The 18,857-nt window shown below is 65.7% G+C and carries 18 protein-coding genes and 1 tRNA gene; 10 read left to right on the forward strand and 9 right to left on the reverse strand.

The window, feature by feature from the left end; genetic code table 11:
• Window positions 1–213: 213 nt before the first annotated feature.
• From pbpG to N8I74_RS14030, 5 genes are all read left to right on the forward strand, one after another.
• On the forward strand, window positions 214–1,203 hold the full coding sequence (gene pbpG / locus N8I74_RS14010) for a D-alanyl-D-alanine endopeptidase (protein WP_263123723.1): 990 nt from the start codon (window positions 214–216) through the stop codon (window positions 1,201–1,203).
• 304 nt (window positions 1,204–1,507) lie between these two features.
• On the forward strand, window positions 1,508–2,239 hold the full coding sequence (locus tag N8I74_RS14015) for a response regulator (protein WP_263123724.1): 732 nt from the start codon (window positions 1,508–1,510) through the stop codon (window positions 2,237–2,239).
• A complete protein-coding gene (locus tag N8I74_RS14020) occupies window positions 2,236–4,335 on the forward strand; it encodes an ATP-binding protein (protein WP_263123725.1) in 2,100 nt (699 codons plus the stop codon). The genes N8I74_RS14015 and N8I74_RS14020 overlap by 4 nt, the downstream gene beginning before the upstream one ends.
• Window positions 4,336–4,372: 37 nt before the next feature.
• Entirely contained in the window at window positions 4,373–5,701 is a 1,329-nt protein-coding gene (locus N8I74_RS14025) for an HD domain-containing phosphohydrolase (RefSeq protein ID WP_263123726.1), read from the forward strand.
• 3 nt (window positions 5,702–5,704) lie between these two features.
• Window positions 5,705–6,253, forward strand: a complete 549-nt coding sequence (locus N8I74_RS14030) for a response regulator (RefSeq protein ID WP_263123727.1) — start codon at window positions 5,705–5,707, stop codon at window positions 6,251–6,253.
• A 30-nt stretch (window positions 6,254–6,283) separates the two neighbouring features.
• Here the strand turns inward: N8I74_RS14030 and N8I74_RS14035 are convergent, their stop codons facing one another.
• The 4 genes from N8I74_RS14035 to N8I74_RS14050 form a co-directional block, all read right to left on the reverse strand.
• Window positions 6,284–7,021 (reverse strand): GntR family transcriptional regulator, encoded by a 738-nt coding sequence (locus N8I74_RS14035; RefSeq protein ID WP_263123728.1) that lies wholly within the window; start codon window positions 7,019–7,021, stop codon window positions 6,284–6,286.
• 193 nt (window positions 7,022–7,214) lie between these two features.
• Complete coding sequence (locus N8I74_RS14040; protein ID WP_263123729.1) at window positions 7,215–7,616, reverse strand: YbaN family protein; 402 nt, start codon at window positions 7,614–7,616, stop codon at window positions 7,215–7,217.
• Between the two features lie 11 nt (window positions 7,617–7,627).
• On the reverse strand, window positions 7,628–8,050 hold the full coding sequence (gene trxC / locus N8I74_RS14045) for a thioredoxin TrxC (protein WP_263123730.1): 423 nt from the start codon (window positions 8,048–8,050) through the stop codon (window positions 7,628–7,630).
• An 11-nt stretch (window positions 8,051–8,061) separates the two neighbouring features.
• Window positions 8,062–8,928, reverse strand: a complete 867-nt coding sequence (locus N8I74_RS14050) for an MBL fold metallo-hydrolase (protein ID WP_263123731.1) — start codon at window positions 8,926–8,928, stop codon at window positions 8,062–8,064.
• An 80-nt stretch (window positions 8,929–9,008) separates the two neighbouring features.
• Between N8I74_RS14050 and N8I74_RS14055 the strand changes: the two genes are divergently transcribed.
• The 5 genes from N8I74_RS14055 (at window position 9,009) to N8I74_RS14075 (ending at window position 12,864) form a co-directional block, all read left to right on the forward strand.
• A complete protein-coding gene (locus N8I74_RS14055; RefSeq protein WP_263123732.1) occupies window positions 9,009–9,335 on the forward strand; it encodes an ArsR/SmtB family transcription factor in 327 nt (108 codons plus the stop codon).
• Entirely contained in the window at window positions 9,316–9,741 is a 426-nt protein-coding gene (locus tag N8I74_RS14060) for a YeeE/YedE family protein (RefSeq protein WP_263123733.1), read from the forward strand. Before N8I74_RS14055 ends, N8I74_RS14060 begins: the two co-directional genes overlap by 20 nt.
• Before the next feature lie 12 nt (window positions 9,742–9,753).
• Window positions 9,754–10,185, forward strand: coding sequence for a YeeE/YedE family protein (locus tag N8I74_RS14065; RefSeq protein WP_263123734.1), 432 nt, complete (start codon window positions 9,754–9,756; stop codon window positions 10,183–10,185).
• On the forward strand, window positions 10,178–11,917 hold the full coding sequence (locus tag N8I74_RS14070; protein WP_263123735.1) for a SulP family inorganic anion transporter: 1,740 nt from the start codon (window positions 10,178–10,180) through the stop codon (window positions 11,915–11,917). The genes N8I74_RS14065 and N8I74_RS14070 overlap by 8 nt, the downstream gene beginning before the upstream one ends.
• Window positions 11,918–11,988: 71 nt before the next feature.
• Window positions 11,989–12,864, forward strand: a complete 876-nt coding sequence (locus tag N8I74_RS14075; protein ID WP_263123736.1) for an SMP-30/gluconolactonase/LRE family protein — start codon at window positions 11,989–11,991, stop codon at window positions 12,862–12,864.
• On the opposite strand, the gene gorA is transcribed toward N8I74_RS14075, so the two are convergent.
• The 5 genes from gorA to N8I74_RS14100 form a co-directional block, all read right to left on the reverse strand.
• Window positions 12,861–14,216, reverse strand: coding sequence for a glutathione-disulfide reductase (gene gorA / locus N8I74_RS14080; protein ID WP_263123737.1), 1,356 nt, complete (start codon window positions 14,214–14,216; stop codon window positions 12,861–12,863). The two genes, N8I74_RS14075 and gorA, sit on opposite strands and share 4 nt — an antisense overlap.
• 270 nt (window positions 14,217–14,486) lie before the next feature.
• The gene (pyk, locus tag N8I74_RS14085) at window positions 14,487–15,923 is read right to left on the reverse strand and encodes a pyruvate kinase (RefSeq protein ID WP_263123738.1); all 1,437 of its coding nucleotides are present in this window, start codon (window positions 15,921–15,923) and stop codon (window positions 14,487–14,489) included.
• Between the two features lie 197 nt (window positions 15,924–16,120).
• Window positions 16,121–16,195, reverse strand: a tRNA-Arg gene (locus N8I74_RS14090).
• 711 nt (window positions 16,196–16,906) lie between these two features.
• Window positions 16,907–17,332, reverse strand: coding sequence for a Mor transcription activator family protein (locus N8I74_RS14095; RefSeq protein WP_263123739.1), 426 nt, complete (start codon window positions 17,330–17,332; stop codon window positions 16,907–16,909).
• 588 nt (window positions 17,333–17,920) lie between these two features.
• Window positions 17,921–18,697, reverse strand: a complete 777-nt coding sequence (locus tag N8I74_RS14100; RefSeq protein WP_263123740.1) for a S24 family peptidase — start codon at window positions 18,695–18,697, stop codon at window positions 17,921–17,923.
• Between the last annotated feature and the right edge of the window lie 160 nt (window positions 18,698–18,857).

Below are 18,857 nucleotides of genomic sequence, written 5' to 3' on the forward strand. Positions count from 1 at the left end.
AGACGGGACGCAATTGGGAATAGCCCTTAATTTGTGCGACGCAGCATACAAAAAAGCTAGTTTTGATGCAAGACAGGCGAAATCAAAAAAGAAAAAGGATGCAAAAGTAATTGGTTCTCGTTGATTCAACATGACATTTTCCGAATCGTTGCTTAGAATCAGCACCAACTGATAAACCCATCCGCCTGGGGTTGCACGCGCGGGAGAAGTGAAATGCGTAATTGGATCAATGCGTTGGCGCTGGCCCTGCTGGCCGCCTCGTTCGTGGCGCCGGTGTCGGCCGCGCCGCAGCACGGCAAGGAGTCAGCGGGCAGCAAGCAACGCCCGTCGAAAAAGAATGTCAGGCCGCATTCGAGCCTAAGCCGCGAAGCGACGGCGCGGGCACGTACCGGGGTCAAGGTGGCACGCGCCATGGCGCCGACGATCACCGAGCACCCGGGTGTCCAATCGGCCGGCGTGCTGGTGCTCAACGAGCGTTCGGGCGAAGTGGTCTACGAAAAGAGCGCGGACGACGTGGCGCCGATCGCCTCGATCACCAAATTGATGACGGCGATGGTCGTGCTCGATGCCGGCCTGCCGATGAACGAGATCCTCACCATCGGCCCCGAGGATGTGGATCTGCTGAAGAACACCAGCTCGCGCCTCAACGTCGGCACCGCGCTGACACGTGCCGAAATGCTGCTGCTGGCACTGATGTCCTCCGAAAACCGTGCCGCTTCGGCGCTGTCGCGCCACTACCCGGGTGGTCAGCCGGCGTTTCTGAAGCGCATGAACGAGAAGGCGCGCGAGCTGGGCATGGGTCAGTCCCGCTTCTTCGATGCCACGGGCCTGAGCCCCGCGAATGTCTCGACCCCGCGCGAACTCGCACGCATGGTGAAGGCGGCGCGGCACTATCCGGAAATCCAGCATTTCTCGACCGCCAGCGAATACGCATTCGTCTCCAACATCAGTGGCCGGGAACTGCAGTTCCGCAACACCAACCCACTGGTCCGCGAAGGCGACTGGACCATCGGCCTTTCGAAGACCGGCTACACCAACGAGGCCGGCCGCTGCCTGGTGATGCAGGCCACCATCAACGGCTCGCCCATCGTGATGGTGCTGCTCGACTCCAATGGCAAGTACACCCGGATCGGCGACGCCAACCGGGTACGCAAGTGGCTGGAGACCAGTCCGTACGCCCGCATGCACGCCGGTACCTTCTAAGCGGTTGTTTCACCCTGCTGCGCGGCGGGGCAGAGCCTGCCCTGCCCGCCTCCCTGCTTTCATCCCACGCCGTATCGGCCTCGACAGCTGCGCCCTGAACCCCATTGCACAGGGTCCGGTCATGCGGCGGCCCCTGCCCCACCGCACTGCCCCTCCACCATGTGCTGCAGTGCCCACATCGACCAGCGCTGCCACCGTGCCGGAGCAGCCTGCCTGATGGCGGCACAAAACTGACAAGCCATCGGCCAACCACCCGATTCCGTACTAACCTGGGGTTATCTACTTACAAGTAGGTGGACCAGCCATGGAACGTCATCTGCTCCTGGTCGACGACGAAGCGAATGTGCTGGCCGCCTTGCGCCGTGCCTTGCGCCGCGACGGCTACCAGATCCATACGGCAGGCGGCGGGCAGGAAGGGTTGGCGATCCTGGCCGAACAGCCGATCAGCGTCATCATCTCGGACCAGCGCATGCCGCACATGACCGGTTCGGAGTTCCTGGAGCAGGCACGCCAGCTCAAGCCTGCCACGGTGCGCATCATGCTGTCCGGCTTCAGCGAGGTGCAGTCGCTGGCCGACGCCATCAACCGCGGCGCGGCATGGAAATTCCTGTTCAAGCCCTGGGACGACGAGCAGCTGCGCATCCAGATCGCCGAAGCGTTCAAGCTGTTCGAGCTTGAGGAGACCAATCGCAAGCTCACCGCCGCGCTGCAGCGCTCGGGCGAGGAAATGATGCGGTTGAACGAGCTGATGACCGACCGCTTCGATTCGGCCATGGTGCAGGTGACCGAGGAACTGACGCACTACCGGGCTCGCTGGGAGGCGCTGCCGCTGCCGGTGATCGAACTGGACGCGGCCCAGCATCTGGTGGCCGCCAATCCAGCGGCAACGCGATGGCTGCAACGATCCGGGGACCCCGCCTGGCCGCAGGACGACATCGGCGAGGCGTCGCCTTGGGGCCACTACTGGCGCATGCCCTTCCAATGCGAGGACCAGCAGCACTCGCTGCTCCTCTTCACTGGAGCAACCTCCGCATGAACGCGAGCTGGGCCGAACAGGCGCTGGCCACGCTGCCGCTTGCGGCCTGGTTCAAGGAGGCGAGCCTGCACTACGTCTGGGTCAATGCCGCCTGGGCCGATTTCCTGGACTGTCCGCCCGCCGAATGCATGGGCCGGCTCGACCGCGACCTGCTGCCCGCCCCCAGCGCCGAAGCGCTGGAGATCGGTGACCTGCGGGCGCAGCTGCGCGGCCCCACCCGCGAGGAAGTACGCCTTACGGCGCGCGACGCGCGTGAGCAGACGCTGCTGCTGTATCGCGTGCCGCACTATGACCGCAACGGCGAGTTCGACGGATTGACCACGCTGGCGGTGGATATCACGCAGCAGCACACATTGGCGCGCCAGATCGAGACCCTGGTCCAGGAAATGGAGGTGCAGCGGCAGGCACTGCACCAGCATGCGCTGGTCTCGATCACCAGCAGCGAAGGCAACTACCTTTACGTGAGCGAACCGCTGTGCGCGCTGAGCGGCTACACGCAGGAGCAGCTTCTGGGCACACCGCGCGCGGCGCTGGGTTTTGTGCCCGAGGGCGGGCTCGGGCCGGTGCTCGATGCATTGCAGCTGGTCAATGTCGAACGTTTCGAAATCCACGGCAAGCGCAACAACGGCCAGGACTTCTGGTTGCAGTCGCTGCTGGTCCCGATGGGCGGCCCGGGCGATGCGGCGCGCCGCTATTTCGAGATCAGCACCGACATCACCGCCATCAAGCAGCGCGAGGAGACGCTGGAGGCCGAAGTGCGACGGCGCACCGAGGAATTGCGCCGCGTGAACGAAGTGCTGGAAATGGACGTGGATGTACGCGAGCAGGTCGAGGCCGATCTGCGGCACCAGCATGCGTTGGTGCAGAGCATGCTTGCCTCGATCACCGCCGAGATCCTGCTGCTGTCCGGCAAGGGGCTGCTGCTGCAGACCAACCTGCCGTGGGACCAGTTCGCCGAAACCGAGGCCGAAGACGGCACGCTGCATGCGGCCATTCCGGGCGACAACTTCATCGAGTATTGCCGCAGCCTTGCCAACCCCATCTACCATCTGCTGGCGGACCGGCTGGCCGAGATCCTCGCCGGCAGTCTGTCCAGCTATGAATTCCAGTACCAGGAGCCGGCGCGCAGCGGGCTGCGGGCCTTTTCGTTCACTGCCAGCGCGTGGAACGGCGAGGAACGCGGCATCATCATCATCCAGCAGGACATCACCGACGCACAGCAGAACGCGGTGGCGCTGGAAAAACGCAACGCCGAGCTGGTGGCGCTCAATGCGCAGCTGCAAAGCGTGCAGCACCAGTTGCTGCAATCGGAAAAGCTGGCCTCGATCGGCCAGTTGGCGGCCGGCATCGCGCACGAGATCAACAATCCGATCGGCTACGTCAGCTCCAACCTTGGCTCACTCGGCAATTACGTCAACGATCTGCTCACACTGGTGGACCGCTATGCCGAAGCGCTCGCCCGTGGCGGGCAGCATGAACAGCAGGCCGAGCTGGCCAAGGCACGGACCCAGATCGACTTCGATTTCATGCGCGAGGACATCGATTCGCTGCTGGGCGAATGCAAGGAAGGCATCACCCGGGTGAAGCGCATCGTGCAGGATCTGAAGGATTTTTCGCGGGTGGACGCGACGCAGGACTGGGCGGCGGTCGACCTGCATGCCGGCCTCGACAGCACGCTCAACATCGTGCACAACGAGATCAAGTACAAGGCCGAGGTGGTCAAGGACTACGGCGAGCTGCCGCTGGTGGAATGCATGATCTCGCAGCTCAACCAGGTGTTCCTCAACCTGCTGGTCAACGCCGGGCACGCGATCGAGGCCAACGGGCGCATCGGCATCCGTACCCGGCACGTGGGCGACGAGGTCTGCGTCAGCTTCAGCGACAACGGCTGCGGCATTCCCCAGGCCAACCTGAACCGCATCTTCGATCCTTTCTTCACCACCAAACCCATCGGTCAGGGGACAGGGCTAGGGTTGTCGCTCTCGTACGGCATCGTGCAAAAGCATCACGGCCGGATCGAGGTGCACAGCCGGCCCAACGAGGGCACCACGTTCGACATCTGGCTGCCGGTGAGGCAGCCGGCCCCCCTCACCTGAGCGCCCGGCGTGCAAAGCCGCGAAGGAGTGCCGACATATGGAACTGGATCTGGACACGCTGCTGCAGTCATCCGGCCAGGAGGAGCCCGCACTGACGGTGCTGTGCGTGGATGACGAGAGCAACATCCTCTCGGCGCTGCGCCGGCTGTTCCGCAGCAGATACCAGGTGCTGACCGCCGAGAGCGGGCCAGCCGGACTGGCGCTGCTGGAGCAGCAGCGGGTCGATCTCATCATCTCGGACATGCGCATGCCCGGCATGAACGGCGCCGAGTTCCTTGCGCAGGCACTGCAGCGCTGGCCGGAGGTGGAGCGCATCCTGCTGACCGGGTACGCCGACATCCACTCCACCATCGAGGCGATCAACCGCGCACGCATCAGCCGCTACATATCCAAGCCATGGGACGACGACGAGATGCTGCGCATCGTCGACGAGGCGCTGGCAGTCAAGCGCCTGCAGCGCGAACAGGCCCGGCTGCACCGGCTGGTGGAACGGCAGAATGCCGAGCTCAAGGCGCTGAACGCCTCGCTGGAAGACAAGGTACGCGAGCGTACTGCGGAGCTGCAGCAGACCATGGGCCAGCTCAACGAGGCACACGACAAGCTGAAGAAAAGCTTCATCACCTCGATCCGGGTGTTCTCCAACCTGATCGAGATGCGCGAGGGCAAGCTGGCGGGCCACGCACGCAAGGTGGCGGACCTGGCGCGCCAGATCGCGCAGCAGCTTGAGCTTGGCGAAAGCGATATCCAGGACATCACCGTGGCAAGCCTGCTGCACGGCATCGGCAAGATCGGCCTGCCGGATGCGCTGCTGGCCAAGCCCTATGTGCAGATGACGCTGGAAGAGCGCAACACCTACGGCAAGCACCCGGCCAAGGCCCAGGCGGCGCTGATGGCGCTGGAGCAGCTGCACACCGCGGCAAGGCTGATCCGCAGCCAGCACGAGCGCTTCGATGGCCTGGGGTTTCCCGACCGGCTCGCCGGCATGCAGATCCCGCTGGGTGGACGCATCCTTGCCATTGCCAACGATTTCGAATCACTGCTGGCGGGCGCATTGACCGGCAAGCCCATGGAACGCCACGAAGCGATCAAGAACATCGAAAGCGGCCGCGGCAAGCGCTATGACCCTGATGTCGTCGCCGCCTTTCTCGCCGTGGTGGGCCGGCCCGATGAAGGCACGGCGGGCGGCGAAGTGGAAGTGCGCAGCAAGGATCTGCAGCCCGGCATGGTGTTGACGCGCGACCTGATCGCCGCGGGTGTGCTGCTGCTGGCGCGCGACTACATGCTCGATGCACGGCTGATCGAGCAGATCCGGCATTTCGAGGCCACCGACGGTACCCGGCTCAAGCTCTACATCCAGGCGAGGTGAACCATGACGCGCATCCTGCTGGTCGACGACGAGGCCCACATCCTGACGGCGCTGCGGCGCTCGCTGCTGACGCGCGACGAGTTCGACGGCAGCGCGCCCGGCTATGCCATCACCACCTTCACCGACCCCAAGGCGGCGCTGCACGCCAGCGAAAGCCAGGCGTTCGACCTCGTGATCTCGGACTACCGGATGCCGCACATGGACGGCGTCGCCTTCCTGACCGACTTTCGCTATCTGCAGCCGGATTGCCTGCGCATCATCCTGTCCGGCCAAGCCGACATGCAGGCGCTGGCCCGGGCGATCAACGAGGTGGAGATCTACCGTTTTCTCTCCAAGCCCTGGCAGGATTTCGAGCTGCGCTCCACCGTGGCCGGCGCGCTGCGCTTCCGGTCGCTGCAACTGGAAAACCAGCGGCTCGCCGACGAAGTGCGCGCGCTGCGCGACACGACCAACCGGCAGCAGCAGGCGCTGCGCGAGCTGGAAGCCGAACACCCGGAACTGGCGCAGGTACGCTGGGGGCCGGACGGTTCGGTCCTGCTGGGTGGTGATTGAGCCGGTGCCGCCACGGCCGGCGGCGGCGCGTCAGCCCGTGCCCTTGAGCTCGACCACGAAGCGGTAGTAGTCGCTGCGGAAGTATGAATGGGTCAGTTCGATGGGCTGCCCTTCCGCACCGTAGCTGATCCGGATCAGATGCAGCACCGGACTGCCTTCCGGGCAGCCGCAAAGCTGCGCCAACCGGGCATCGCACACCAGCGCCTCGATCCGCTGGATCGCATTGGTCACCACGATGCCGCGCGCTTCGAAAAAGGCATACAGCGACTCGCCGATCTGCGCCGGATCGGGCACCAGCGTGGCGGGCAGCGATGAGACCTCCATCCCCATCACCACCTCGTCCGCAAGCCGCAGCCGCTCCAGCCGCACCACCTGCTCGTCCGCCCGCAACGCCAGGCTCGCCAGCTCCTCGTCGTCAGGCACGGCATGGCGCTGTCCCAGCCAGCGCGAGCCGGGCAGGAAACCGCGTGCCTTGATCATCAGACTCAGGTTGGTCAGCTTGTCGAGCGGCTGGTCGATCTTGGGCGTGATATGGCAGGCGCCGCCATCGCGTCGCAGCTGTCCCTCGGCAACCAGCAGCGCCAGCGCGCGCTCCACCTGCTCCGGCGTCAGCAAGGTGATCCGGGCAAGCGCCGCCACATCCGGCAACGCCTCGTCCGGCCGCCAGTAGCCAGCGGCGATGGCGGCATACAGACGTTGCTTGAAGGCCAGATGGGGGGGTTGCCCGGGGCGGGGCTCGACGCGCAACACCTGCAGCTTGTCCGGCATGGGCTGTCTCCGTTCGCGGGTTACGGATGCCGTGCCGCGCCATGTCCCTGCAGCGGCAGGGGCACGCATACGGCAGGGGCATACCGTGTCTGGTTGAGCTTAGCCGCTGGAGGTACGCCTTGCAGTCGCACCGGCACCTGATCGTGTTGCCGCACCGCCTGGCAGCGGGAGGCACCCGGCCGGGAAAGCGGCATCACGGCGCCTTTGGCCGGCCGGGCTGCCCATCGCGCTTCACCGGCAGGCGCAGCAGTATCACGAGCAGCACCAGCCAACAGAGCAGCAGCACGGCAGGCAGCCAGCCATGCTCGCGCAGCAGCCAGGCCGACATGGCGAAGCTCGCACTCATCAGCCCGATCGCCCAGCGCCTGGTCTGCAGCGGCAATGCGCGTTCCTTGTGCCATAGGCGCAGTGCCGGCCCCAGCCGTGGATGCCGCAGCAACCGGCGCGCCAACCGGGGCGACGAGCGCGCAAAGCAGGCCAGTGCCAGCAGCAGGAACGGCGTGGTCGGCAGCAACGGCAGCACCAGTCCGACCAGGCCCAGCCCGACCGCAGCCAGCCCCAGCGCCTGCCACAGGTGGCGCGTATAGCGCCCCATGGGCATGCCGCTCAGAAGAACTGCATCAGCCAGGCCTTGAACTGGCCCGGTGGCAGCGCCCCGCTGGTCCGCTCCAGTTCCTGGCCGTTGTCAAAGACCGCGATGGTCGGAATGCTGCGCACCTGGAACTGCGTCCCCAACGCCGGCTGCGCCTCGGTATCGACCTTGACGAACAGCGCCTTGCCGGCGAACGCCTGCGCCGCGGCTGCGAAGGCCGGCGCGAACGAGACGCACGGGCCGCACCAAGGCGCCCAGAAATCGACGACGACCGGCACGCGGGACGCCTTGATCAGCTCGCCCAGATTGTCTGCAGTGCCGGCAAACGGCACGCCGTGGATCAACGCCTGATGACAGGCGCCGCAGTTCGGCCCTTCAGCCAGGCGGGCGGCCTCAAGGCGGTTGCCGGTATGGCAGTGCGGGCATTGGATGATCATGCGCGGGTCCTTCAGAAGGCGTTCAACGGGATCTTGAGATATTGCCTGCCGTTGGCTTCGGCGCAAGGCAACATGCCGGCGCGAATATTCACCTGTAACGCCGGCAGGATCAACCTGGGCAGCGCGAGATTGGCATCGCGCGCTTCGCGGCGGGCGACGAACTCGGCTTCGCCGGTATCGGCCCGCAGATGGATGTTCTTCCGCTTCTGCTCGCCTATCGTGCTTTCCCAGCGCGGGAAGGTCCGCCCCTGCGGCAGGTAGTCATGGCAGACAAAGACCCGGGTCTGTTCCGGCAGGGCGTAGAGCACGTCCTGCACCGAATGCCACAATGCCGACGCGCTGCCGCCGGGAAAATCGCAACGCGCGGTGCCGACATCCGGCATGAACAGGGTATCGCCGACGAACACCGCGTCCTCCACCAGATAAGCCATGTCCGCGGGCGTATGGCCAGGCACGAAGAGCGCCAGCGCCGACAGTGTGCCGATCCGGAACCGTTCGCCCGGCATCAGCAGATGGTCGAACTGGCGGCCGTCAGCGGCAAATCCCTCACCCAGGTTGAAGAGTTCGCCAAAGCGCTGCTGCACGGCCACGATGCGTTCGCCGACCGCGATGCGCCCGCCCAGCTGCTGCCTGAGCCAGACTGCCGCAGAGAGATGATCGGCGTGGGCGTGGGTCTCCAGTATCCATTGCAATGACAACTGCTGCGCCGTGACGAAGTCGATCAGCACCTGAGCACTGGCGGTACCGATGCTGCCGGACGCGTAGTCCAGGTCCAGCACAGGATCGATGATGGCGGCATGGCCGCCGGGGCGGTCGTACACCACGTAGCTGACGGTGGACGTATCCGGATCGAAGAACGGTTGGACTTGTGCTTGCATGGTCTTTCCCCTGGTCGCTTCGCATTTACAAACATTATATATTTTTATATTATATTTATTCAAATAAAAAGGGATGATTTATGCAGATCGAGGCCATGCGCGACGCGGCCGAGCGGGCCAGCGCCCTGCTCAAGCCCCTGGCCAATGCCGACCGCCTGCTGCTGCTGTGTCAGATGGTCGAACAGGAACGATGCGTATCGGAGCTGGAGCAGTTGACCGGGATCAGGCAGCCCACGCTGTCGCAGCAGCTGGGCGTGCTGCGCAACGAGGGCCTGGTCGACACCCGGCGTGAGGGCAAGCATGTCTACTACAGCCTTGCCAGCGCGCAGGCCCAGGCGGTGCTGAGCTTGCTGTATCACCTGTATTGCAGTGACGAAGGAGTGGACCGTGACGTTGAATTGGCTTGAATTCTCCCCCGGGCCGGCCGTGGCCGGCGGCGTGCTGATCGGCCTGGCGGCCAGCCTGCTGATCATGGGCATCGGCCGTATCGCCGGCATCAGCGGCATCGTGGCCGGCGTGCTCTCCGGCAGCGAGCGCGGTTGGCGGCTGGCCTTCATCGCCGGCCTGCTGACGGCGCCGCTGGCTTGGCTGGCCCTGGCCGGCATGCCGGTGCTGCGCCTGGACGCCAGCGTTCCCATCCAGATCGTGGCCGGCTTGCTGGTGGGTCTTGGCACCCACTATGCCAACGGCTGCACCAGCGGCCACGGCGTATGCGGGCTGTCCCGCCGCTCGCTACGTTCGCTTGTCGCCACGCTGGTCTTCATGGCCGCAGGCTTCATCACTGTCTATCTTGTGCGCCATGTCGTTGTCTGAGGGATCGCAACCATGAGTCTCATTGCACCGCGACTGACCGCCTTTGCCAGTGGCCTGCTGTTCGGCCTGGGCTTGATCGTCTCCGGCATGGCCGATCCGGCCAAGGTGCTCGGTTTTCTCGACCTGGCCGGGGCCTGGGATCCCAGCCTTGCGCTGGTGATGGCCGGAGCCGTGGCGGTCGGCCTGCTGGGCTTCTCCCTGGCAAACCGGCGCAAGCGCACCTTGTTTACCGGCGAACCACTGCATCTGCCCGGTGCTGGGCGGATCGACCGACGCATACTGCTGGGCAGCGCCGCCTTCGGGACCGGTTGGGGCCTGGCCGGCATCTGCCCCGGACCGGCCTTGGTCATCGCAGTGCTGGCGCCGATGCAGGCCTGGCCATTCGTGCTGGCGATGCTGACCGGCTTTGCGCTGTATGCCTGGCTGGAACGACGGCGTGGCTGAGCCGCACATGGCAGCGCGTTGGCTGCCCATCCTCGCCTGGCTGCCGGCCTATCGCCGCCGCACGTTGGCGGCCGACTTGGCTGCCAGCACGATCGTGGCGTTGCTGCTGATCCCGCAGAGCATCGCCTACGCGCTGCTGGCCGGACTGCCGCCGCAGGCGGGACTGTATGCCAGCACGCTGCCGCTGCTGGCCTACGCCGTGTTCGGCAGCGGCATGACGCAATCGGTCGGGCCGGCGGCGCTGGGCGCTTTGATGACCGCCAGCGCGCTGGCACCGCTGGTGGCCGCCGGGCGCGATCCACTGGCGTCAGCGGCATTGCTGGCCGTCCTGTCCGGCCTGATGCTGGCCGGCTGTGGGCTGCTGGGACTGGGCCGGATCGCATACTTCCTGTCACGGCCGGTGGTCAGCGGGTTCACCAGCGGCACCGCGCTGCTGATCGCGTTTGGTCAGCTTGGCCCGTTGCTGCAGATCCCGCTCGACGGTGAGCTGGTTCCCGGGTTGACCACGGCACTGGTGCGCGGGCTGGCCCATGCCGACCCTGCAGCGCTGGCCTTCGGGCTCGGCGCGCTGCTGTCCGTGACCCTGGCAGCCGAGGGACTGCCGCGCCTGCTGCGCGCACTGGGCTGCCCGCCGCAGCCGGCGCTGTGGGCAGGCCGCCTCGCCCCGCTCGCCGTGCTGGCAGCGTTGAGTGTCGTGGCCGCCTGGGCCGACGGCCGCTATGCCCGGATCGGCGCGCTGCCGCCTGTCACCTTCGCACTCAGCCTGCCGCCGGTACGCGCCGCGGATCTTGCAGCATTGTGGCTGCCGGCACTGCTGATCGGCCTGGTCGGCTTTCTGCAGAGCATCACAGTGGCACACAGCATGGCGCTGGCACGCGGCGAACAGATCGACCCGGACCAGGAACTGCTGGCGCTGGGTGCCGCCAACGTGGCCGCCGGTGCGGCGGGCGGCATGCCGGTGAGCGGCAGCCTGTCGCGCACCGCCGTCAATGCCAGCGCCGGGGCGCGCACTCCGCTCGCTGGGGCCTTCACCGCGCTGTGGATCGCGCTGGCTGCGCGCTGGGCCGGCCCCTGGCTTGCCGAGCTGCCGCGGGCTGCGCTGGCCGCCACCATCATCGTCGCCGCACTCAAGCTCGTGGACTGGTCGTTGCTGCGGGCAACCTGGCAGTACGACCGGCGCGACACAGCCGCACTGATCGTGACCTTGCTGCTCACGCTGGGCCTGGGCGCACTGCCCGGTATCGCCAGCGGGGTGCTGCTTTCACTGGCACTGTTCATCCACCGCACCAGCCAGGCGCAGGTGGTGATCGTCGGCCGTCTGCCGGGCACCGAGCATTTCCGCAACATCGACCGCTTCGAGACCGAAACCTGGCCTGGATTGCTGCTGCTGCGGGTCGACGACAGCCTGTATTTCGGCAACACCCGTGCGCTTGCCGCGCGTGTGGCCGGGCTGTTGGCCACCCAGCCCGCAACACACGATGTGGTGCTGATCCTCTCCGGCGTGGCCAGCATCGATTTCAGCGCGGCCGAGGGGCTTGCGCAGTTGGATGAGGCACTGCGGCAACGCGGCGTCCGGCTCCACCTGGCCGAACTGAAGATGGGATTGCGCGCCCGCCTGGTGCAGAGCGGGCTGCTCGATCCGCTGCTGCAGCGCGTCTTTCTCAGCGCCCAGCATGCGGTGGCGGCATTGACTGACCCGACGCCCACACCGGTGGATGGCGCGCCCCGCTGATCCGGCATCCGAGCGGTGCGGCAGGCCCAGGTGGCGGTAAACTGCAGCCAACCCATCCGCGAGGTGCCCTCATGCCAGCACAACCCATCAGCGCCAGCCGCTTCAATCTTGCCGAATGCATTCTCTGGGACGACGCGCTGCGCGTGCTTTGGTGGACCGATATCCATGCGAGCCGGTTGTGGCGATACGATCCGGCAACCCGGCAGGAACACAGCTGGGCCCTGCCCGAGCGGCTGGGTTGCTTTGCGCTGACCCATGCCGCAGGCGTCCTGCTGCTGGGGTTGGAACAGGGCCTCGCCCGCTTCGACACCGCTTCAGGCCGCTTGAGCTGGCTGGCCCCGGTGGCGGCCAACCAACCACAGCACCGGATCAACGACGGGCGCTGCGACCGGGCCGGCAACTTCGTGTTCGGCACGCTCAACGAGGGTGGTCCGGCGCCCACCGGCGGTTTCTACCGCTACACGGCGGCCGGCGTGCTGCAACGGCTGTCCCTGCCCGGTGTGAGCATTGCCAACAGCATCTGCTTCAGCCCAGATGGCCAGACACTCTACTTCTGCGATTCACCGCGCAAGCAGATCATGGCCTGCCGGTACGATCCGGCCAGCGGCGCTACCGGCAATCTGCGCGTGTTTGTCGATCTGACGCATGCCGGCGCGGATCCGGACGGCGCCATCGTCGATGCTGACGGCGGCGTCTGGAGCGCACAATGGGGCGGCGCGCGCGTGGTGCGCTATACCCCGCTGGGCCAGGTTGACCGGACCGTGCCGCTGACCGCCGACCAGATCACCTGCCTCGCACTGGGCGGCGACGGGTTCGATCAACTGTTCATCACCAGTGCGGCTGCCGGGCTTGACGACGCGGCACGCGCCGCCAAACCCGACTCGGGCGCGATATTCCAGGCCGCCGCACCAGGGGTGCGTGGCCTGCCGGAAAGCCGGTTCGGCTAGCCGGCTGCGCGCAGCGTCACCCATTCCTCGGCCACCGTGGGATGCACGGCCAGGGTGCGATCCAGGTCAGCCTTGGTCGCCCCCATGCCAAGCAACGCACCCAGCAGCTGGATCGCCTCGGCGGCGCCCTCACCCAGCATATGCGCGCCCACCACGCGATCGGTTTCGCCATCGACCAGCAGCTTGATCAGGGTCCGCTGCGGGTCCTGCGTCAGGCTCGCCTTCATCGGCCGGAATTGCGAACGATAGATCACCAGCCTGGGATGCCGGATACGTGCCGCCGCTTCGGTCAGACCGACAGTGGCAAGCTCGGGCGTGGAGAAGACGGCGGTCGGCACGAGGTCATGCCTGACCTCGACCTGCCGCCCCCCGTACAGCGTATCGGCGAATGCCTGACCTTCGCGGATGGCGGCCGGTGTCAGGTTGACGCGGTTGGTCACGTCACCGACGGCATAGATCGACGGCACGCTGGAACGCGAGTAGCCGTCGACCTCGACGGCGCCCTGCGCATCCAATGCCACCCCTGCCTGCTCCAACCCCAACCCGCCGGTCTTGGGACGCCGCCCGGTGCACAGCATCACCGTATCGACAGTCAGCTGCGTCCCATCCTGCAAGGTGGCGGTCAGTGCGTCGCCCTCGCGCGCGATACCGGCAAGCGCCGCTCCGGCGCGCAACTCGATGCCGCGCTGCCGGTACCCCGTCGCCAGCGCCTCGCGCAACTCGTCGTCAAAGCCACGCAACAGGTGCTCGCCGCGGTACGCCAGCGTGGTCTGGCCACCGAGGCCAGCAAACAATCCGGCGAACTCGACGCCGATGTAGCCGCCGCCCACCACCAGCAACCGGCGTGGCAGCGTTGGCAGGTGGAATGCCTCGTCCGAGGTGATCGCCAGTTCATGCCCGGGCACGGCGATGCCCCGGTCCGGCTGCCCGCCGACGGCGATCAGGATCGTCTGCGCCGTGACTGTCATGCCGTCTTCCAGCGTCACGCTGTGGGCGTCACGCACCACGGCACGGCACGGATGGACCACCACCCCCGCCGCCTCGATATTGCGCAGGTAGATGGCATTGAGCCGGTCGATCTCGGCGTCCTTGTTGCGCAACAGCGTCGTCCAGTCGAAGGCAGGCACACCGACCTGCCAGCCGAACGAGGCGGCCTTGTCGAATTCGTCCGGAAAACGGCTGGCGTACACCAGCAGTTTCTTCGGCACGCAGCCGCGGTTGACGCAGGTGCCACCGAAGCGGTCCGGCTCGGCGATCGCCACACGCGCGCCATGCCGGGCTGCCACCCGCGCCGCACGCACACCACCCGAGCCGCCCCCGATGACAAAGAGATCGAAGTCGAATTGCGGCATATGCACTCCCATGATCGTTTGCGTAGACGCCCTGCGGGCGCCTCTTGTGTTGTAGATAGATTCCGGCGCCAAGTGATTCCCGATCCCTCTACGGCGCCGCGCATTACACCGGTGAGCCTGCCGCGGCACCGCCGTATGCGCAGACCACGCCGGCCGGGCATCCTTCAGTGGGCAGCCTGCCGGGCCGCCAAACGGTAAGGCGGCCGGACCATTTGCCGCGGACATGAAAAACCCCGGCCGGGGCCGGGGTTGTGGCAAGGTCGCCGCTGCTCAGCGTGGCTTGCGATGACCGATCTTGACGATCTTGAGGCTGTTGGTGCCACCACCCAGGCCGACCACATCGCCGAAAGTGAAGATCACCACGTCGCCGTTCTGCACGATGCCAAGGCGCAGCATTTCCACTTCGGCGCGCACCAGCAGGTTCTCGCGATCCGAGTTCTCGTTGGCCAGCATCACCGGAAACACATCGCGGAACAACGCGAGGCGATTGTAGGTGTCGACTTCCGGGGTCAGCGCGTAGATCGGCACGCCGGAGACGAAGCGGCTCATCCACAGCGCCGACGACCCCGACTGGGTCAGCGCGGCAATCGCACGCACGTTCAGATGCGTGGCCGCGAACAGTGCCGCCATCGAAATGGTCTGGTCGATACGGGTGAAGTCGCCCTGCCCCAGCACCTCGTCGCTGACGCGGCGGTCGACCGACTTCTCGGCCTCGACACAGACGCGCACCATGGCTTCGACCGTTTCCACCGGATACTTGCCGCTCGCCGATTCGGCCGACAGCATCACCGCGTCGGTGCCGTCGAGCACCGCATTGGCCACATCGGAGACCTCGGCCCGGGTCGGCACCGGGCTGGTGATCATCGATTCCATCATCTGGGTGGCAGTGATGGTGAGCTTGTGCCGCTGCCGCGCCATCTTGATCATGCGCTTTTGCAGCGCCGGCACCGCGGCATCGCCGACCTCGACCGCCAGATCGCCACGCGCCACCATGATGCCGTCAGAGGCATCGAGGATCTCCTCAAGGTTGGCCACCGCCTCGGTGCGCTCGATCTTGGCGATCAGCAGCGCCTTGCTGCCGGCTGCACGCAGCAGGGTGCGGGCCATGTACATGTCGGCACCCGACTTCGGGAACGACACGGCCACATAGTCGGCATGCAGCTTGGCGGCGGTCTTGATGTCCTCCATGTCCTTGGCGGTGAGTGCCGGCGCAGTCAGGCCGCCACCCTGGCGATTGATGCCCTTGTTGTTGGACAGCACGCCGCCCACGCGGACCTGGGTATAGATCTCGGGACCATGCACCGCGGTCACTTCCAGTACGATACGGCCATCGTCCAGCAGCAGCACCGCCCCCACTTCCACATCGTTGGGCAGCTCCTTGTAGTCCAGGCCCACGCGCTCCTGATTGCCCAGTTCGCAGCTGGCATCCAGGATGAAGGCATCGCCCTTTTGCAGCTCGACCTTGCCTTCCTCGAACTTGCCCACGCGGATCTTGGGCCCCTGCAGATCCACCAGTACCGCGATGGCCCGGTTGGTCTTGCGCGCCAGCTCCCGCACTAGGGCGGCGCGGTCGATATGGTCCTGGGCGGTGCCATGCGAGAAATTCAGTCGGACCAGGTTCACGCCGGCCGACACCAGGCGCTCGAGCGTCACGGCGTCGCTGGATGCGGGGCCGAGCGTGGCGACGATCTTGGTGCTGCGTATCATAGGTTTGCTCCTGTCGATGCTATTGATCTGCTTATGGATTGGGCTTGATGCGGTATTCGGGAGGGAGGGACGGGGCGTCGGCCCATCCGGAACGTCGATCCGGTACCGGATCGGCAGGCGCGTGTGCTTGCGCAAGGAAGCGAGAGGGCAAACCGCCTGGATCGTCGCATTCTGATGATGCCTACGCTGGAAAGACGTGGCGTCCCCGACAGGAATCGAACCTGTAACTGGCCCTTAGGAGGGGCCCGTTATATCCATTTAACTACAGGGACGTTGCCAACCATTACAGAGCAACCGCAAACCAGGCGGCGCTCTGGGCACAGACCATGGCGGCGCCTTATCGGGGCGGCCTGACACGGCTGTGCTGGATATCTGCCCTTGCGGGTCCTTTTTGACCGAAACGCCTGCGGCGGCAGGCTGGAGTGCAACCGCGCCGGTTTCGATCCGCGTGCATTATACCGATCAATGGACGGACAGGCGCAGCCGAACAGTTGAAAGAAAGTGAAGCTTGATCCTGAACAGGTCCTGCGCAGATCGGCACCGGCCATTGCCGGGCGGCCAACCGGCTGCCGGCCGGTGCCGGCGGTGCGGCCCGCATGAGGCGCAACCCGGCGCGTCCTTGACCAAGCCCGGTCCAGGCGACCAAGGATGGCGGACCGGCCGTGCGCGCCGACCGACTGTCTGCGCATTGCAAACAGACGCCCATTGCAGCCACCGGAGTGGCACGAGGCATCGCCCAGCCACTGCAATCGATGCCGGGCCACAAAAAAGAAAACCCGGCAGCGCCGGGTTTGCCTCATGGTGCAGAGGCGACAAGATGAACTGTATTGCGTCTGCGCATTGCGCGCAGCGGCGCTGTCCTGCAGGCAGGGCCACCTGCGTACCCAGCCGGCGGCACGTCGCAGACCGTATCGGCAACGCCCGGCAGCAACGAGGGTGAGACCCGTCGGGCCCACGCCCCAGACCACGCCACAGGCGGCGCATCAACCTTTGAGAATCTTCCAGATCTGGCGCTCGCACAGCCCGTTCATGCGTGCCAACTTGGCGACGGCGCGGTTGGACGATTCCTCACGCGTGTATTCGTCAAATGCATGGCGGATCGCAATATCGCGCAATGCCCGCGCAATGCTGGAGCAGCGCGGGATATATACCGCGTCGCTGCCGCGAAAGTGCTCGGCCAGCCGCGACATCTCATGCTCGCCCAGCAACTGCGCCAGCTGTGCATAACGCTGCTGCCCCAGCCGATGCTTGCCCTGCGGAATCCGCAGCGAGGTGCCGCCGAATTGACGGACCAGCTTCATCGCGCCATCCATGCCGACCAGCAAGGCGATTTCCCGCATGGTTTCGGGCAGTGCGGCAAGTACCGCGTCCGCTTGCGGTCCGTTCACATCAAATGTTTCCCGTTTCACGCTATCCGCTCCTTGGGCTCGTTTGCGAAGCTGCCTAACCAACGCCGCCGCGTGTTCAACCCAAGCGAGACAAGACATGGCCGGCTGCGATCTTGTGCAGGTTGCCGCTGCGCAACTGCCGGAGCAGGCTGGACAACCGGTGCAACAAATTGATCTGTTGGTATATTACAAACAAACCCCACCCCAATCAACAGATTTGTTTGTAAACACGACAGACGGAGCCGGGTGGCGATGGACGTGGCGACGGCCGTTCATCCCTGGCGACGGTATGCTGGAGCGGTATCGACCGCCCCTTTGGCCGATGGTGGCCGGGTACCGGACCAGGACCGATGTGGCAGGTGGGACGGGGACAAGCTGCGCAGCAACCAGGCAGGTCGCCTGCATCCGCCGCCCCTGGAAATGGGGGCTAGGCCGCCGTGCACAAGGCAGCGTCAGCAGTCTGCCGGCGCCCGCGAACCGAACGTGCCGGCACACCGGACAGGCGTGACGCGATATCAGCGCATCAGAATGCATCAGCCCCGCGATGCGGGGCTGATCAACAGGAAAATGGCGTGACGCCTGGCACAACATGCGCCGCATGGCACGGGGTCATACGCCGCCGCTTACCGCCACGACGCGGCCGATGATCTGCAGCTCGCCCAAATGTTCAGGCAAGAGGCGCCGCTCCGGATGCTTGGCTTCATTGTCCGAATGCAGCACGATCACGCCGCCCGGCTCCTTGTACAGACGCTTGACGAAGAATTCGCCCTGCCAGCTCAGCGCGTAGACCTTGCCGTCCTGGATCGCCGTCTGCTTGTAGTCGATCACCAGGCTGTCACCGTCGCAGATACGCGGCTCCATGCTGTCGCCCTCGGCCACGATGGTGGCGGAATTCTCCGGACGGATGCCCAGGCGCTCGGCCCAGCGCCGCCGGAACGCATTGCGCTGCCCCTCGTGATCGATTTCCCACATCACCGTGCCCGTGCTGCCACAGGCAGCTTTCACATTAAGACGAGGAATGAAGACGTACAGGCCGGCATCGAGCTCATCCTCGTTGTCCCATACCGTCACCGGCCGCGCCGCCACCGGCGCCACATTGGCCTGCACCTGCACCGCATCGGTCCTGGCCGGCACAGGGTACCCCACGTTGCCGACCGCGTCGCCCTGGCCGGTGGCCAGCCATTCGGCCGAAACGCCCAGATAGCGGGCAATCGCCGGGGTATGCCGGCTGCCGCCGGCACCGTTGCGGGCGTCGCACAGATATTGGATCGACTGTGGCTTGACCGCCACCGCGCGTGCCAGCTCGGTCTGACCCACCACGGCACGGCCGCGTGTCAATTGCAAATCATGCATCGCCCACGAGAGGCGTTCGCTATACGTTTTCATTGCCCAGTCATATGCGATAGAGACACAAGAATATTTGTAATCATAAACAAATATGTTTGTCGATCACAAGTAGCGGACGAATTCAGCAGGATGGGAATGCTACCTGCCACAGTTACAGAATCCACCAGTGCTGCTGAAACCGCCCTGCTGCGCGCGTACC

The sequence above is a fragment of the Chitiniphilus purpureus genome (genome assembly GCF_025642115.1).
Taxonomy (GTDB): domain Bacteria; phylum Pseudomonadota; class Gammaproteobacteria; order Burkholderiales; family Chitinibacteraceae; genus Chitiniphilus; species Chitiniphilus purpureus.

Bases quoted from the DNA above. Each gene is read 5' to 3' on its own strand.
- N8I74_RS14020 (WP_263123725.1), top strand. From the start codon at position 2,236: ATGAACGCGAGCTGGGCCGAACAGGCGCTGGCCACGCTGCCGCTTGCG.
- N8I74_RS14015 (WP_263123724.1), top strand. From the start codon at position 1,508: ATGGAACGTCATCTGCTCCTGGTCGACGACGAAGCGAATGTGCTGGCC.
- N8I74_RS14100 (WP_263123740.1), bottom strand. From the start codon at position 18,697: ATGAAAACGTATAGCGAACGCCTCTCGTGGGCGATGCATGATTTGCAA.
- N8I74_RS14065 (WP_263123734.1), top strand. From the start codon at position 9,754: ATGAGTCTCATTGCACCGCGACTGACCGCCTTTGCCAGTGGCCTGCTG.
- N8I74_RS14040 (WP_263123729.1), bottom strand. From the start codon at position 7,616: ATGGGGCGCTATACGCGCCACCTGTGGCAGGCGCTGGGGCTGGCTGCG.
- N8I74_RS14050 (WP_263123731.1), bottom strand. From the start codon at position 8,928: ATGCAAGCACAAGTCCAACCGTTCTTCGATCCGGATACGTCCACCGTC.
- N8I74_RS14055 (WP_263123732.1), top strand. From the start codon at position 9,009: ATGCAGATCGAGGCCATGCGCGACGCGGCCGAGCGGGCCAGCGCCCTG.
- pyk (WP_263123738.1), bottom strand. From the start codon at position 15,923: ATGATACGCAGCACCAAGATCGTCGCCACGCTCGGCCCCGCATCCAGC.
- N8I74_RS14030 (WP_263123727.1), top strand. From the start codon at position 5,705: ATGACGCGCATCCTGCTGGTCGACGACGAGGCCCACATCCTGACGGCG.
- N8I74_RS14035 (WP_263123728.1), bottom strand. From the start codon at position 7,021: ATGCCGGACAAGCTGCAGGTGTTGCGCGTCGAGCCCCGCCCCGGGCAA.
- pbpG (WP_263123723.1), top strand. From the start codon at position 214: ATGCGTAATTGGATCAATGCGTTGGCGCTGGCCCTGCTGGCCGCCTCG.
- N8I74_RS14025 (WP_263123726.1), top strand. From the start codon at position 4,373: ATGGAACTGGATCTGGACACGCTGCTGCAGTCATCCGGCCAGGAGGAG.
- N8I74_RS14075 (WP_263123736.1), top strand. From the start codon at position 11,989: ATGCCAGCACAACCCATCAGCGCCAGCCGCTTCAATCTTGCCGAATGC.
- gorA (WP_263123737.1), bottom strand. From the start codon at position 14,216: ATGCCGCAATTCGACTTCGATCTCTTTGTCATCGGGGGCGGCTCGGGT.
- trxC (WP_263123730.1), bottom strand. From the start codon at position 8,050: ATGATCATCCAATGCCCGCACTGCCATACCGGCAACCGCCTTGAGGCC.